Origin of the sequence: Fibrobacter sp. UWH5, from assembly GCF_900142505.1 — a bacterium.
In the GTDB taxonomy this organism is placed as follows: Bacteria; Fibrobacterota; Fibrobacteria; order Fibrobacterales; family Fibrobacteraceae; genus Fibrobacter.
Window position 1 is genome coordinate 33,702 of sequence record NZ_FRBB01000007.1, and the last position, 14,948, is coordinate 48,649.

At 51.3% G+C, this 14,948-nt stretch carries 12 protein-coding genes and 1 pseudogene; 4 read left to right on the forward strand and 9 right to left on the reverse strand.

Annotation, left to right across the window (positions count from 1 at the left end; all coding sequences use genetic code 11):
- Positions 1-87: 87 nt before the first annotated feature.
- From BUB38_RS07725 to BUB38_RS16310, 3 genes and pseudogenes are all read left to right on the forward strand, one after another.
- Positions 88-1,173: a peptidoglycan DD-metalloendopeptidase family protein gene (locus BUB38_RS07725; protein ID WP_073159248.1), complete on the forward strand. Its 1,086-nt coding sequence runs from the start codon at positions 88-90 to the stop codon at positions 1,171-1,173.
- A gap of 49 nt (positions 1,174-1,222) precedes the next feature.
- A pseudogene (locus tag BUB38_RS16760) lies at positions 1,223-2,401 on the forward strand (tRNA-dihydrouridine synthase family protein).
- Between the two features lie 290 nt (positions 2,402-2,691).
- Positions 2,692-2,868: a hypothetical protein gene (locus BUB38_RS16310; RefSeq protein ID WP_175547654.1), complete on the forward strand. Its 177-nt coding sequence runs from the start codon at positions 2,692-2,694 to the stop codon at positions 2,866-2,868.
- Between the two features lie 48 nt (positions 2,869-2,916).
- Here the strand turns inward: BUB38_RS16310 and BUB38_RS07735 are convergent, their stop codons facing one another.
- The 9 genes from BUB38_RS07735 to BUB38_RS07775 all read right to left on the reverse strand — a co-directional run bounded on the left by BUB38_RS07735 (position 2,917) and on the right by BUB38_RS07775 (position 12,738).
- A complete protein-coding gene (locus BUB38_RS07735) occupies positions 2,917-4,713 on the reverse strand; it encodes a chloride channel protein (RefSeq protein WP_083538274.1) in 1,797 nt (598 codons plus the stop codon).
- Between the two features lie 224 nt (positions 4,714-4,937).
- A complete protein-coding gene (locus tag BUB38_RS07740; RefSeq protein ID WP_073159250.1) occupies positions 4,938-5,396 on the reverse strand; it encodes a V-type ATP synthase subunit K in 459 nt (152 codons plus the stop codon).
- Positions 5,397-5,532: 136 nt separating this feature from the next.
- Positions 5,533-5,994 (reverse strand): V-type ATP synthase subunit K, encoded by a 462-nt coding sequence (locus BUB38_RS07745; RefSeq protein ID WP_233488164.1) that lies wholly within the window; start codon positions 5,992-5,994, stop codon positions 5,533-5,535.
- A 24-nt stretch (positions 5,995-6,018) separates the two neighbouring features.
- Complete coding sequence (locus BUB38_RS07750; protein ID WP_254794906.1) at positions 6,019-7,863, reverse strand: V-type ATP synthase subunit I; 1,845 nt, start codon at positions 7,861-7,863, stop codon at positions 6,019-6,021.
- Between the two features lie 8 nt (positions 7,864-7,871).
- Positions 7,872-8,513 carry a V-type ATP synthase subunit D gene (locus BUB38_RS07755; RefSeq protein ID WP_073159253.1) on the reverse strand — a complete coding sequence of 214 codons (642 nt, stop codon included), beginning with the start codon at positions 8,511-8,513 and terminating at the stop codon, positions 7,872-7,874.
- Positions 8,514-8,516: 3 nt separating this feature from the next.
- Positions 8,517-9,818 carry a V-type ATP synthase subunit B gene (locus BUB38_RS07760; RefSeq protein ID WP_073159255.1) on the reverse strand — a complete coding sequence of 434 codons (1,302 nt, stop codon included), beginning with the start codon at positions 9,816-9,818 and terminating at the stop codon, positions 8,517-8,519.
- Positions 9,811-11,568, reverse strand: coding sequence for a V-type ATP synthase subunit A (locus tag BUB38_RS07765; RefSeq protein ID WP_073159257.1), 1,758 nt, complete (start codon positions 11,566-11,568; stop codon positions 9,811-9,813). Before BUB38_RS07765 ends, BUB38_RS07760 begins: the two co-directional genes overlap by 8 nt.
- A 17-nt stretch (positions 11,569-11,585) precedes the next feature.
- Positions 11,586-12,122, reverse strand: coding sequence for a DUF2764 family protein (locus tag BUB38_RS07770; RefSeq protein ID WP_073159258.1), 537 nt, complete (start codon positions 12,120-12,122; stop codon positions 11,586-11,588).
- A 13-nt stretch (positions 12,123-12,135) separates the two neighbouring features.
- Positions 12,136-12,738: an ATPase gene (locus BUB38_RS07775; protein WP_073159260.1), complete on the reverse strand. Its 603-nt coding sequence runs from the start codon at positions 12,736-12,738 to the stop codon at positions 12,136-12,138.
- Positions 12,739-13,138: 400 nt separating this feature from the next.
- On the opposite strand from BUB38_RS07775, the gene aspS reads away from it, so the two are divergent.
- Positions 13,139-14,923, forward strand: a complete 1,785-nt coding sequence (aspS, locus tag BUB38_RS07780) for an aspartate--tRNA ligase (protein ID WP_073159262.1) — start codon at positions 13,139-13,141, stop codon at positions 14,921-14,923.
- Positions 14,924-14,948 lie beyond the last annotated feature (25 nt).

Consider the following 14,948-nt stretch of genomic DNA (forward strand, 5'->3'; position numbering starts at 1 on the left):
CATACCTCATACCCCATATCTCATACCTCATCCCCCTCTCCCTCCGTGACAATTGACCGTAAAAAAGGTATCTTTACCCCCACTATTATGAAGTTTGGTTCAATTGTCACACTGTTTGCATTGCCTGTCGCCCTATTTGCAGAAAATGGGACTGTAGAGCTTACCGAAGTTGTAGACGACAAGGCTATCCTGGAATCCGAAATCACAGAAGTCACCGAAGCGACAAATCCCTCTTCCGTGGCCTCAACAGAAAAAAAAGTTACCGCAACCATTACCGAAAGTGAATTTTCCGGCAACCCAGCCATTGATTCTACCGATGCAGGTAACGTAGACGCTCCAGCAGCAGCAATTGAAGAAAAGCTTGCCACAACCGAGGCTGTGGAAGCCGCCGACAAGGCAAATACCGACGTAGCCGTAACCGATTCCGAAGCAGAAACCGACAGCTCCGAAACTGACGACGGCAAGGAAATGTCCCAGGAAGAAGCGGACGCCGAACTGGCCGCCGCCATGGGAGATTCAGCAACGGTGGATAGTGTCCGCAAACTGGTTCTTGACATGACCACAGCCATGATTCCCACCGAAAGCCGCCGCATCGCAAGCCCCTATGGCATCCGTACCTACCGTATGCATCGTGGCGTTGACTTGGGCCTCTGCCATGGCGAAGACCGCACCATCGTGGCCGCCTTCCCCGGCAAGGTCAAGCTGGTCCGCAACCAGGGTCGCCGTAAAGGTTACGGCAAGTACGTCATCATCGATCACGGCAACGGTCTTACTACCCTTTACGCCCATCTGGCCAGCTGGAAAGTGAAAATCGGCGATGAACTTCAGGCTGGGGACACCGTAGGCATCGGAGGCAACACAGGCCGTTCCTTTGGAGCCCATCTACATTTCGAAATGAAGTATAACGGCGTCTACATCGACCCCACCACCGTATTCAATTTCCAGGAAGGCACCTACCTAGCCGCCACCACCGAAATTGACCAGGCCCAGATTCAGGGTGTCGAAGACGAATACCAGAAGGAACTGGCCAAGCACCGCTATTACAAGGTCCGCCGCGGAGACTGTCTGGGTAAAATCGCCCGCCGCTACGGAATTTCTGTGGGTAAGCTGAAGCGCCTAAATGGCCTCAAGAGCAACAACATCCGCCCCGGCCAAGTGCTCCGCTGCTCGTAATATAGACGAGAGAACGCTTCGCTACAGACGAGAGATGAGAGAAGCCGAAATGTTGCCGGTTTATTTCGCACCGCTACAAGGTTTTACTGAGTCCGCCTACAGACGGGCTCATTTTTTGCATGCCGGGCCCAAGGCCGGTGAGTCAGGAATCGCCGCCTATTACACCCCATTTTTGCGCGTCGAGAAAGGTGCCGCCCGAGAAAAAGATCTGCGGGATTTGCAACAGGACCTGGAATTCATCAAAAGCCAGCAGTCAAACATCTGCCATTGCGAAAACGCAGATTACAGTTCAAGCGATGATGAAGCCCCGCATTTTTACAACGTGGTTCCACAAGTCATTTGCAAGGACGCCGCCGAATTCCGCATACTAGTTGATGACATTCAAAAGCTAAAAAAAGATTGCGGTTTTGCAGCAGACGAAGTCTTCCCTCAGATTGATATCAACATGGGATGTCCCTTCCCCATGCAGGCGAAATCGGGCCGCGGTTCAGGCATCCTCCCGCGAGTAGACGCCGTCAGGGAAATCCTTCAGGAGGTCGCATCCTTAAGTACCCCTTAACAATGTCATTCTGAACGTAGTGATATAGAATTGTCGGCAACTTGTTGCCCTACAATTCTTAGGTTCAAAGGAGCAGAATCCATTAAGTTCAGCGTCAAGATGCGTCTGGGCTACACCTCCCCCGACGAATGTCTAGCCCTGCTGCCGCTGTTGAACGAGACTCCCCTCGCCCACATCACCATGCATCCCCGCACAGGCATCCAGCAGTACAAGGGTGCGCTGGACTTCGCAGCATTCGAAGCCTTCTATTCCCAGTGCCGCCACCCTGTCATATTCAACGGCGATGTCACCAGCCTCTCAGACATTCAGGCTATTGAACGCCGATTCCCAAACCTCAAGGGAATCATGATCGGTCGCGGGCTCCTGGCCAACCCAGCACTCGCCGTGCAATTTCAAGCGCAGTCCCCTGCGCAGTCCCAAACGAGCCCTCTTTCTGCGCTCCAAAAAATCCACGATTCCATTCTGGATAACTACCGCAAGCGCCTCCAGGGCGACGCCCAAATCCTGGACAAACTTCGCCCCTTCTGGACCTACCCCGCCGAAGCAGCCCAAACCCAGCCGCAGAACTCCGAATCCATTCTCCCCAAGCGCATCATAAAGAAAATCGCCAAGGCCCGAAACCTCAGCGAATATCTAGACGCAGTGGACGATTTGCGCGGTACTATCTAAGAACTTGCGAGGAACCTAAGGCAGATTGTACTGTACGTTCAATCCCCAGCCACCACCACTCGCGTATTAAAAGAAACTCCATAAAGATAATTAGAATAGTCATTGACAAACAGCAACACACCTGCCGGAGCAATTTCAGCCATCGCGTTGAACAAGGTCAAGGACTAATTCCTCCGGGATGGTAAACTTCAATAAAATTGTTCCAGGGGATTATATGTAGTTGAAGCACGAACACCCAAGAATCGTTCTTGACCATTTTCTCCATAATGGTAATACTCAATACCCGTGCTATGCAGCAGATACATATTGTACACATAGATACCAAGAGAATTCATCTCAGTCGTCACTCTTACAAGTCCAACATTAGAACGTCCATCAACAGTGTAAGTCCCATCAGCACTTATTCTGTAGGTTTTGACCACACGTTGAAACAAGCTATCCTGAATGTGTACAGCGTAACAGTCTAGATGTCCGACCACATCACATCACCAGGCATATACTCATTCACTTCTTCTCTATAATTCATCAGTTTTCTGCGAATCCCTTACAATCTTATCGTAAGCCTTAAAGATGGCTGCGTGACTCAACACGCCTATTACATCACCATTCTTATTCTTGACACACAGCTCATTCATAGACGTTCGTACAAAAATCTTCAATGCCGAATGCAAGTCCATGGATTCATTCAGCATCGGTGCTTTTACTGTACAGTCAGAAATCAGCAAGTGCTGAATCAAGTCCGGCGAACTGATATAGGCGTTCTTCACGATGGACATGTCCAACAATCCTATGTACGTTCCCGAATGATCATGAGGCTTGGACAATCCTGTCGGAGTCTTGGAAGTTCCTTCGTAGACAGGATAGACGTAATCCACCTCGATGTCCTTCAAAACATCAAACAGGGAATCCTCTGCACGGAGGGTCTTCATTTCGCAATGTTCAATCACATCACCAACGGTGGTAATTCGTAAAACATCCTGATCCATGTCGCCACGATGAGCCGGCGAGGCAAACTTGTTCACCACCTGACTTTTATAAATGCTCCAACCGCGAGAGAACGAGATGTGCATAACAGCCGCAATCAAAAGCCCAGGCAGCAAACTATAACTACCAGTCATTTCGCAGACCATAACCACACCGGCAATGGGCGCCTTGGCGGCCCCCGCAAAAAAGGCAGCCATACCTACCAGAATAAACATCTCAGGTTCGCGGATTGCACCCGGAGCCACCAGTTCCAAGATGCCCGCAAACATGGCACCCAGAACTCCACCAATAAACAGCGAAGGGCCGAACACGCCGCCGGATCCGCCAGAACCCACCGTAAGCCCCGTAGCCAAGATTTTTGCCAGCACAATGCCCAGCAACAGCATCACACCCCATACGGTATGGGGCAACATAGCTCCCATGACCTCGCCAATAAATTCAAATCCGCCACCGGCTACTTCGGGGTAAGCCAGCACCAGCAGCGAAATCATGAGGCCGCCAATAGCGGGTTTTGTCCAGTTGGGAATCTGCCAGCGTGCAAAACGGGTTTCAGACTCGTTGTAGCAACGAACATACAAATAAGAAAAGGGGAAACAGAGAATGCCCAACAGGGCACAAGCTAAAAGTTCAACGCCGTTGGTAAAGGGGAAAATCGGAACACCAGCAATAGCCGGGGCAGTTCCTACAAAGGCAATGTAGATTGTAAAAGCCACCACCGACGAAACGATGGATGTGGCAAAGGCGTTGGATTCAAAATCTTCTCGATAAAGCACTTCTACCGAAGTTAAAGCGCCTGCCAGCGGAGCCTTAAAAATTGCACCGAGACCTGCAGCCGTTCCCGCCAAGGTGAACTGACGACGCAATGTCTGGGGCATGTTAAAACCATGACAAACGGTGGAGGCGATTCCGGAACCGATTTGTGAAATAGGGCCTTCATAACCAGCGCTGCCACCCGTCGCCAAGGTAATAATGCTGGTCAGGAATTTTATCGGAGCCACACGCTTGCGGATCTTGCCCCCCTCGTGATGGAAGGACTTGATCATGTTATCGGTACCCTGGCCGGCCGTTTCGGGAGCCTTGGCGATTGCGTAAATAATGACACCCACAATGAGGCCGCCAACCGCAGGCATTACGGCAAAAGTCCACCAGGGCAAGGCATTCTCACCGGTCCAAGGTTTACGCACCAGTGCGCTGGCAAACTCAAGGCCAAAATGAAAGGCAACAGCCACCACACCAGTCACAAAGCCAATAAACGCAGCCAAGAAAATCTTTGGCATGTAGCCATTGATTACCAGGAACTTGTTAAAGCGTTTTAGGAATTGAGACATTTGCCGCCAAATCTAGAATTTTCTGACTTCTATGAAAAAGATCAACATAATTCATATCTCGTAATTCATAACTAAAAAAAACTCTTCCGCAGTAATCTCTTTTTTTTGTAATTCATAAAAAAAGAACCCCATGCAGAATCTGCACGAGGTTCTTAATAAAGCCTCAAAGGCCAAGGGCCGACCTCATACCTCAAGCGAGTGTACGAGCGTACCTCATACCTTTTTTAGCTCACCAGCATCATCGAGAACACCATGATGAACAAGGCAACGGTTTCACCCACGCCAAGCACCATCAAGCTGTTCACTAGACCCTTGCCGGTTTCGCCCAAGCCATTACAGGCGTTGGAGGCGGCCTTGCCTACATACCAGCCGGAGAACATAATGCCCAGTCCACCAAAGATACCCACGCCAAGGCAAGCAGCCCAGTTATGGAAATCAGGCTTGTTGGCTGCATTCAGGATGGTATTCATCAGAAGCATGCCATAAATCGTCTGCGCAATAGGTGCGCCCACGAAAACAAGCAAGGTGAACATAGCGTTCTTCCCCTTAAGGTAGGCTTTTTTCCACGAACCGATCGCCGCCATGCCGGCAGTACTGCAACCCATTGCAGAGCCGACTGCGGAAAGACCGAGAGCCGCGGCGGCGCCCATCTTGCCGAGAGTCACTATTGTTTCTTGATCCATATTCAATTCCTTATAGGAGTGAGGACGCGAACTATGTTCGCTTTGAGGTCGGCGCAAAGCGCCTAGAGGAATGAGGTCTTTCAAAACAAAGCCTCACACCTCAACGCCTTACAAAAGTAAGGCGTCCTCATACCTACTAAGCGAAGGTCTGGGTTGCGAACACCATGACAAACAGGGCAACGGTTTCGACCACACCGAGAACCATCAGGTAGTTCACCATGCCCTTGCCGGTTTCGCCCAAAGCGTCACAAGCAACAGCACCAGCCTTACCCTGGAACCATGCGGAAGCCATCATGCCGAGGCCGCCGAAGATACCGGCACCGAGGCAAGCTGCCCAGTTGTTGAAGTTTTCTGCATTTGCAGCGCCCAGGATGAAGTTCATCAGGAGCATGCCGTAAATGGTCTGGGAAATGGGAGCACCCACGAACACAAGGAGAGTGAAGAGAGCACTCTTGCCCTGAGCGTAAGCCTTCTTCCATACGGTGATTGCAGACATACCAGCGGTACCGCAACCAAGAGCAGAACCGAGAGCACCGAGGCCGAGAGCTGCTGCTGCACCCATCTTGCCGAGAGTTACCATGGTTTCGTGATCTAACATATTTTTATCCTCTACTTGTTGTTATTAAACGTTTTTCCGTTTCTTGAACGGGTTGAAGCCAAAACCGCTCCACTGCAGGTCCAGGCCGTTAGAAAATTCCAGGGTGTTCAAACGCACTGCGTGAACCGCCACACCCATGACGGCAAGTGCAATGTTCAGGGCATGAACAAAGAGTAGCACAATGGCTGCACCAAGGAGACCGCCAACAGAACCGAACATGGGCGAAAGCATTTCGCTGAAGGATTCTGCGATGGCAGCACCGGAAAGGCCCACTGCGAACAGACGGATGTAGCTAATCACATCCACGAAGTTGTTCACGATGTTCAAGGCGAGCATGGGGATAGAAATCCATTCTTCCTTGAGCTTGGAAGGAGGCACAGAGAACAGCACCAGAAGCACCACGCCAGCGATGAGCACATAGATCATCGGAGCAGAAGTGGGACCGCTGAAGAAGTTTCTGAACACTTCCGGGACCTTTTCGCCCAGCACCATGTTTCCAGCGAGGAAGAACATGTACCAGGTGGAGAATAGCCAGCCAACCTGAGCCAGAGCTGTAGTACTCTTACGCTGGATCTGGACAACCACATTCCAAACATGAGCAATAGTCAAGTGGACTACAGCAATGCAGAAGCAGAAGAACTGCATGTTGGAGGATTGACGGATCCAATGCATGGCATTCTTCAGACCCTCGGGGCAGAAGGATGCATTAGCCAAATCAAGATTTGCAACCCAGGGAGCAATTTCCGGAGTCAAACCAAGATAGCTTGCGTTCATGATGCCCCATACGATGGTGGCACCGCTCATAAGGTACATAAAGCTAAAGCCTGCACTCTTGGATTTCGGAGCCTTCTTGCGGGCAACGATAGTGAGTGCCAGGAACAGAGCTCCGTAGAAGGCATCGCCAACGATGATGGCAAAGAACAAGCTAAAGAATGCCAGGAACACTGCGGAAACGTCAATTTCCTTGTAGCCCGGGACGATACCGATAATATCGTACAGGAACTGCATGGGTTTCGCAATGGGCTTGTGGGTCAAAAGCGTGGGAACCATGTCGTCGTCAGAAGGATCTTCTTCGCGGACGCCCCAGCCATTAGCCTTTGCGGCTTCCTGAATTTCACCCATGCGATTTGCAGGAGCGAAACCCTGGATCATGGCGATGCTTGCACCAGCGAGCATTCCGCTAGAAGCTTCCTGAAGGTCGTATTCTTCGTCGGCATCAGCCAGTTCAGAATCGATTTCGGAACGCTTGGCGGAAAGTGCTTCCAGAGTCTGGTCGGCCTTTGCAAGTTCAGCATTGGCTGCTTCCAACTTCTGGCGCATTTCAGCCAGGGACATGGACGGCAGAGGAAGTTCCACAGCATCCTTTACGGCTGCGGGAGCTTCACCCTTGCTAATGACTGCATAAAGATTGCCAGTAAGGTTCTGACCGAAGGGCAGCACAACGGCGCCGTCATCAGCAGAAATAGTCTTGCTGGGATCAACTTCATAGAGTTTTACGAAAACACCGCTCTCTTCCAGAGACTTAACAGTCTGCGGGTCCAGATTGCCGAAGTTGTCAAGGCGGTTCAGGTCGTTATGGAGCTTGGAGATTTCGTCCGTAGCGTCCTTCTTGACCTGCACCATCTGATGCACAGCTTCAACAGCCGGCTGAGAAGCGATAGATGCGTCCAGAGAAACAGCATCCTTCCCTGCCTTGGCGGGAATTGCTTCGAGAGCCTTACGGATTCGCATGACCTTGGACTTGGCGGCATTCAGCTTTACACCGGTGGGGTTTACCAGCGGAGTCACATGGAGAATACCCATTTCGCGGAGCTTTTCAAGAGAAGCCTCGCGTTCCTTGTCCAGGCAGAGAATGGTTACTTTCTTCATAGGAGTAATCATGCAGCTACCCCCTTATTCTGAGCGGCGGCGGCATCCTGTGCAGCGGCACGTGCGGTAGACTTGCCCTTTGCAAGCTTACTGCGGGCCACGCCAGAGGTCTGCTGGTCACCCAGGAAGATGTTAATCTTACGGATGTTATCCTTGGCTTCGGGAATCTTGACCTTTTCGAAAAGATTCACGCGCTGGCTCGTGGTACGGAGTTCCATAGAAAGCAGTTCGTACTGCTTTTCAAGAACACGGCGTTCCAGGCGCAGGGAAATAAGCCCCTGCAGGCTGCGGATACCGTCGTCCAGCCAAACCGGCGTAGTAAAGAAGTCAGGGATGGTCACATTGAAGTCCACTCCATCGAATGTCGGAATGCGGACACCGGCGATATTTCCTTCGCCCTGGCGCACTTCCTTCACCGACAGGTACTTCGACCAGTCGATAGGTTCGGCATACAGCGAAATCCAGGAGGACATGCTCTTACGAAGCTTGTCTTCCTCGTCGCGCTTTGCCATCACCCTCTCCTGGAGCGTACGCATTTCCATCTGCAGCTGCTGCTTCTTGAGCAACAACGTGGGCAGATAGCGCTGGAAGCGCTTCAGTGCGTCGCGTTCCGCCTTGAGGGCGTTTTTGGTTAACTTGACTTTAGCCATTAATTACCCCTTCTTGGGCCAATACTGACTAATCATCTTGGAAGGAATACCGGTTTCTTCGGGCTGGAAGCAGTCGGCAAGAATGGTCCAGCCAAGATCCAGAGCCTGTTCCAGAGGAATGTTCACGGACAGGTCCATCATTTCCTTTTCGAAACGCTGGCCGTACTTCAACAGCTTCTGGTCCCAAGTACTCATGTTAAAGCCCATGGACTGCTTTTCAAGGGTTTCCTTGTAAGAAGCGTAGAGCTGGATCATGGTATTCATAATGGTACGGTGGTCGCTACGGGTCTTACCGTTCACCTGCTGCTTCAAACGAGACAGAGAACCGAACGGTTCGATACGGCCCTTACGCAGATAGAACTGACCTTCGGTAATGTAACCGGTGTTATCCGGAACCGGGTGGGTCACGTCATCACCAGGCATGGTGGTAACGGCAAGGATGGTAATGGAACCGGAACCTTCGAAGTCCACAGCCTTTTCGTAACGGCTAGCGAGAGAAGAATAGAGGTCGCCAGGATAGCCACGGTTAGAAGGAATCTGTTCCATGGTAATGGCAATTTCCTTCATGGCGTCTGCAAAGTTGGTCATGTCGGTGAGAAGCACCAGAACGTTCTTGCCTTCGGTAGCAAACTTTTCGGCAACGGCGAGGGATGCATCAGGCACCAGCAAGCATTCCACAATGGGGTCAGATGCAGTGTGCATGAACATCACGGTACGGCTAAGAGCACCATTCTTTTCGAGGAAGTCCTTGAGGTACAGGTAGTCGTCGTGCTTCAGGCCCATACCGCCAAGAACGATGACGTCCACTTCAGCCTGCAGAGCAATACGGGCAAGAAGTTCGTTATACGGTTCACCAGCGATAGAGAAAATCGGGAGCTTCTGAGACACCACCAGGGTATTGAACACGTCGATCATGGGAATACCAGTACGGACCATGGTCTTCGGGATAATACGCTTTGCGGGGTTCACGGAAGGGCCGCCAATTGCGATACGTTCGCCATCTACTTCCGGACCGTTGTCGCGGGGCATGCCAGCACCGTTAAACACGCGGCCAAGGAGAGCTTCGGAATAGGGAACCTTCATGGGTTCGCCCAGGAAGCGGACTTCGGAGTCGGTAGAAACGCCACGGGCACCAGCGAAAACCTGCAGGTCGACCATGTCGCCATCGATACGGATCACACGAGCGAGAGAAGTACCGAAAGAGCTAGTAACCTGAGCCAGTTCCTGGTTGGCAACGCCTTCTGCCTTCAGAGAAATCACAGAACCGGCGATGCGTTCAATACGATGGTAAGCAACATTATGCATTGACAGTTACCTCCTTAACGGAAGCGGTAATATTGGCTTCGATATCCTTGAATTCTGCGGAATCCATGGCCACACGGTTCCAGTCCTTGGTAGCCTGAGTCAGCTTCAGGAAGAAGGTACGTGCGATATCCTTTTCGGTAAAGGTCATGGGAGTCTTCAGGATGTTATAGACGCGGTCGAAAACATACTTCTGACGGTCGCCAGTGCAGGCGGCGTCGATTTCGTGGTATGCGTCCTGCTGCAGATAGACTGCATCCAGATATTCAGACTTGAGGTAAGTAATGAAGTCATCGATAGAAGTACCTTCTTCACCCACCACCTTCATCATGTTGTTGACGTCAACGCCAGCAGCCAGGATGTGACGAGCTTCGGCAACCTTCTTGGAATCGATAATGCCTTCGTACTTGGACCAGGAATCCAACGGGTGGATTGCCGGGAAGCGGCGCTGGTCGGAACGTTCACGGCTAAGGCCGAGGAATGCGCCCACCACCTTAAGGGTAGCCTGAGTCACGGGTTCTTCGAAGTTACCACCAGCCGGAGAAACGGAACCGCCGATGGTCACGGAACCAGTGGAACCGTCCTTCAGGCGAACAACGCCACCGCGTTCGTAGAAGGCTGCGATCACAGATTCGAGGTAAGCCGGGAAGGCTTCTTCACCGGGGATTTCTTCCAGACGGCCGGACATTTCACGGAGAGCCTGTGCCCAACGAGAAGTGGAGTCAGCCAACAGCAACACGTTCAGGCCCATCTGGCGGTAGTATTCAGCCAGGGTCACGCCAGTGTAAACAGAAGCTTCACGAGCAGCCACCGGCATGGAAGAAGTGTTACAAATGATAAGGGTACGTTCCATGAGGGACTTGCCGGTACGGGGGTCGATCAACTCAGGGAATTCGCGAAGGGTTTCCACCACTTCACCAGCACGTTCACCGCAAGCGGCCAGGATCACGATGTCCACGTCAGCGTAACGGCTCATGAGCTGCTGCAGCACAGTCTTACCGGCACCGAAGGGGCCCGGAGTACAGAAGGTACCGCCCTGCATCACAGGGAAGAAGGTATCCACAATGCGCTGCTGCATGGTCAGAGGCTTGGTGGGGCGAAGACGTTCTTCGAAAGCCTTAATCGGCATCTTCACCGGCCAAGTCTGAACCATCTTAATTTCAATCTTTTCGCCCTTTTCGTTAACGACAACGGCAACGACGTCTTCAACGACATGTTCGCCAGCAGGAACGACGGATTCCACGGTCACCTTGCCGAGAACCTTGAAAGGCACCATGATGCGGTGGGTGAACACGCCTTCGGGTACGGTACCGATGGTGTCACCAGCGACCAAAACGTCACCAACCTTTGCAACCGGGGTAAAAGCCCACTTCTTGTCGCGGGGCAGAGCCGGCAGGTACTTACCGCGCTGCAGGAAGAAGCCGCACTGTTCGGCAAGTTCAGGCAGGGGGTTCTGAAGACCGTCGAACACCTGAGTCAGAAGACCAGGTCCAAGTTCCACAGAAAGCAGTTCGCCAGTGAATTCGACTTCGTCGCCAGCCTTAAGGCCAGTGGTATCTTCGAACACCTGAAGTTCTGCGTAGTCGCCGCGGATACGAATCACTTCGCTCTTCAGCGGGATAATTTCGGACTTGCCTTCCTTGTTCTTGGAGGGCAACTTGGCGTAAGCCACTTCGTTCTGAGACACGGCGCTTTCGAACTTGACGCGAATCAAGTTACCGTTGACGCCGATGATTTTTCCGATACTAGCCATTGAAAATGGACCTCCGGTCATTCCTGAACAAAGTCAGGATCGTTTGCATTAATAACGTTGAGTACAGCAGCGTCGCCGGCCTTTTCAGAAAGGCGGGCCCAACGTGCACAAATTTGGAGCTTAATTGCGTATGCATATACGTGCTTGACCGTTTCCTCCCCTACACCGGCGAGGCAATCAACCAGCCAAAAACGGGCCTTGTCCAGATCCTGCTCTTTTTCCATAGGATTGGACTTGGCAAATGCATCCTGAATCATCTTGGCGAAATAGACGTCGTAGCCGGCAAAGCTCTTTTCGCTAAAGCGAACATCGGGGCCCCATGCCTGTGCACGGAGCCTTCCGGAGACGTTCTTCATCTGAATTTCGTGAGCCTGATAGGACTGTACGAATTCATCGTCAGACGGTTCATTGTTAAGCAAGGCGTTCAAAGCTTCAAGTTCAGCCTGGTCCAGAGCGCCCTCGCAACGGCTACGGAAATCATCCATAGTCACGGGAGGCACGTCACCCAGGTTGATCATGGGCAAAGAAGCCATTAAATAAGAAGGAGAACTCATTGATTCGCCTTAATTACTTTGCCTGTGCTGCAGCGTTAACGACCTTGGCCAGCTGCGGGCGGAGCAATGCAGAAAGAGCGTCTGCCATTGCCTTTTCGGTAAATTCGTGGGTGACCTTGCCACCGTCCAGCTTGACGCGGAAGCCATACTTGACACCCTTATCGCTGGAAACTTCAACACCGTTAGAAAGCTGCTTTGCAAATTCGCCGGTGACGAAGGAAGCGAGCTTCTTGGCATCGGCTTCGCTGAAGTCCACTTCGACGTGGGCGCTGTAGCCCTTGGCGAGGGAAAGGAGCATTTCCTTGACGGTAGATTCGTCCAGGGACTTTTCGACCTGGAGGGAGAGCAGGTTAAGAATCATATCCTGAAGATTCTTGCCTACAGAAAGAAGAAGATCGCGTGCAGACTGTTCCAGAGTGCGTTCGCTACGTTCGGTAAATGCTTCAGCATCCTTATCGGCCTTGGCAAGTTTTGCCTGAGCTTCGGCTTCGGCGGCCTTGACAATTTCGGCTGCCTTTTCCTTTGCCTTAGCAATAATTGCTGCTGCATCGTTTTCTGCCTTGTCAACAGCATCCTTCTGGATGCGTTCCATAAGGTATTGCAAATCTTCTGCCATATTTTATCTCCAATAACAATAAGAAGCCCTTTTTAGGGACTTTTTGAAAAATTTCGGTAAGAATATACAAGGTTTTTTATCAAAAAGTCGCAGTTTTCATAAAATTTTTCCGATTTTTTCATTTTTTTTCTAAAAAAAGGTCCGATTTCGTGAATGTTAAATTTTATTATACAAAGTTTACGAAAAACTATAACTTTTACTTATGCATTAGAGAATTTCTAATTATGGATTTTAAAGCTTATCTATAAAAGTTAGACCTTTTTTATCAGACGTCCATCCATATCAGGAAAAAGAACTTCAAGGCCCGAATTTATCCAAAAAATCGGAGTAGCCTTTTGTCACACCACGCTCCTGTTTCTATATTTACGCCCGTAAATTTTTTATACCAAAGGGTAATACAATGAAACGTACTCATAACTGTGGCCAGCTCCGTAAGGAAGATGTTGGCCAGACCGTAACTCTCTGTGGTTGGGTGGATCGTCGCCGTGACCACGGTGGTGTGATTTTTGTGGACCTCCGCGACAAGTATGGCAAGACCCAGATTGTGTTCAATCCGGATTACAATGCCGACGTTATCAAGAACGCAGAAACTCTCCGTAACGAATATGTGATTTGCGTTACCGGTAAGGTCTATGCCCGTGAAGAAGGCAACACCAACGAAAAGCTGGCTACCGGCGAAATCGAAGTGAAGATCAGCGAACTCACCATCCTGAACGCAGCCCTCACTTCTCCCCTGGCCATCAACGACCCCAACGAAGAATGTAAGGAAAACGACGACCTCCGCCTCCAGTACCGTTACCTGGACCTCCGTCGCCCGTGGATCCAGAAGAAGCTCATGCTCAAGAGCAAGTTCCTGAAGGAAGTCTACCACTTCTTCTATGAAAACGGTTTCGAAAACATCGAAACTCCGGTTCTCTGTAAGTCTACTCCGGAAGGCGCACGTGACTACCTGGTTCCCTCTCGTGTGAACGCTGGTAAGTTCTACGCTCTCCCCCAGTCTCCGCAGCAGTACAAGCAGCTCCTCATGATCGCTGGCATGGACCGCTACTTCCAGATCGCCAAGTGCTTCCGTGACGAAGACCTCCGCGCCGACCGTCAGCCGGAATTCACCCAGATCGACGTCGAAATGTCCTTCGTAGACCAGGACGACGTGATGGGCATGTTCGATAAGTTCGTTACCGAAGTTCTCGGTAAGGTCTGGAACTTCGAACCTCCCAAGAAGATCCGCCGCATGAAGTGGGCTGAAGCTATGCTCAAGTACGGTTCCGATAAGCCGGACCTCCGCTTCGACCTCGAAATCCATGACGTTTCCGAAATCGGTGCCAAGAGCGAATTCGGCGTGTTCAAGAACTGCGTTGCCGCTGGTGGCAAGATCCGCGGTATCGCAGCCAAGGGTTGCGTGGACTTCACCCGTAAGCAGATTGACGAACTCACCGCCTACGTTGCTAAGTACGGTTCCAAGGGTCTCGTATGGATGCGCGTCAAGGAAAATGACGAAGTGGAAACTCAGGTTGGCAAGTTCTTTACTACCGAACAGCTCAACGAACTGCGTGACGCAGTCGGCGCTAAGTGCGGCGACATGATGTTCTTCATCGCTGGTCCCGAAAAGATTGCAGCTACCGCTATGGGTCAGCTCCGCTTGGAAGTCGCACGTATCAAGGGCCTCCGTGACCCGAAGAAGCGCGAATTTGTCTGGATCACTGAATTCCCCATGTTCGAATACAGCGATACCGAAGGCCGCTACATGGCTATGCATCACCCGTTCACCAACCCGCTGCCCGAACATCTGGACATGATGCTCTCCGGCAACCTGAAGGATTGCAACGCCGAAGCTTATGACCTTGTTCTTAACGGTGTTGAAATCGGTGGCGGTTCTGTCCGTATCCACAACCCTGAAGTTCAGGAAAAGGTTTTCCGCCTGCTCGGTCTTACCGAAGAACAGGTTAAGGAAAAGTTCGGCTTCTTCGTTGACGCATTCAAGTTCGGTGCTCCTCCCCACGGTGGTCTCGCCTTCGGTCTGGATCGCGTTGTTGCAACTATGGAAGGTGAAGAATCCATCCGTGACTACATCGCATTCCCGAAGAACACCAGCGCATCCAGTCCCATGGACCAGTGCCCCAGCGAAGTGGATCTGCAACAGCTGCAGGACATCCATATCGCCGTGCAGATGCCGAAAAAGGACTAAAGAACTTTTTTCGCTTTATACTTTA

Coding starts and splice junctions, on each gene's coding strand:
- BUB38_RS07755 (WP_073159253.1), bottom strand. CDS start 8,513: ATGGCTAAAGTCAAGTTAACCAAAAACGCCCTCAAGGCGGAACGCGAC.
- BUB38_RS07745 (WP_233488164.1), bottom strand. CDS start 5,994: ATGTTAGATCACGAAACCATGGTAACTCTCGGCAAGATGGGTGCAGCA.
- aspS (WP_073159262.1), top strand. CDS start 13,139: ATGAAACGTACTCATAACTGTGGCCAGCTCCGTAAGGAAGATGTTGGC.
- BUB38_RS07725 (WP_073159248.1), top strand. CDS start 88: ATGAAGTTTGGTTCAATTGTCACACTGTTTGCATTGCCTGTCGCCCTA.
- BUB38_RS07765 (WP_073159257.1), bottom strand. CDS start 11,568: ATGGCTAGTATCGGAAAAATCATCGGCGTCAACGGTAACTTGATTCGC.
- BUB38_RS07775 (WP_073159260.1), bottom strand. CDS start 12,738: ATGGCAGAAGATTTGCAATACCTTATGGAACGCATCCAGAAGGATGCT.
- BUB38_RS16310 (WP_175547654.1), top strand. CDS start 2,692: ATGCAGCAGATACATATTGTACACATAGATACCAAGAGAATTCATCTC.
- BUB38_RS07770 (WP_073159258.1), bottom strand. CDS start 12,122: ATGAGTTCTCCTTCTTATTTAATGGCTTCTTTGCCCATGATCAACCTG.
- BUB38_RS07735 (WP_083538274.1), bottom strand. CDS start 4,713: ATGTCTCAATTCCTAAAACGCTTTAACAAGTTCCTGGTAATCAATGGC.
- BUB38_RS07750 (WP_254794906.1), bottom strand. CDS start 7,863: ATGAAGAAAGTAACCATTCTCTGCCTGGACAAGGAACGCGAGGCTTCT.
- BUB38_RS07740 (WP_073159250.1), bottom strand. CDS start 5,396: ATGGATCAAGAAACAATAGTGACTCTCGGCAAGATGGGCGCCGCCGCG.
- BUB38_RS07760 (WP_073159255.1), bottom strand. CDS start 9,818: ATGCATAATGTTGCTTACCATCGTATTGAACGCATCGCCGGTTCTGTG.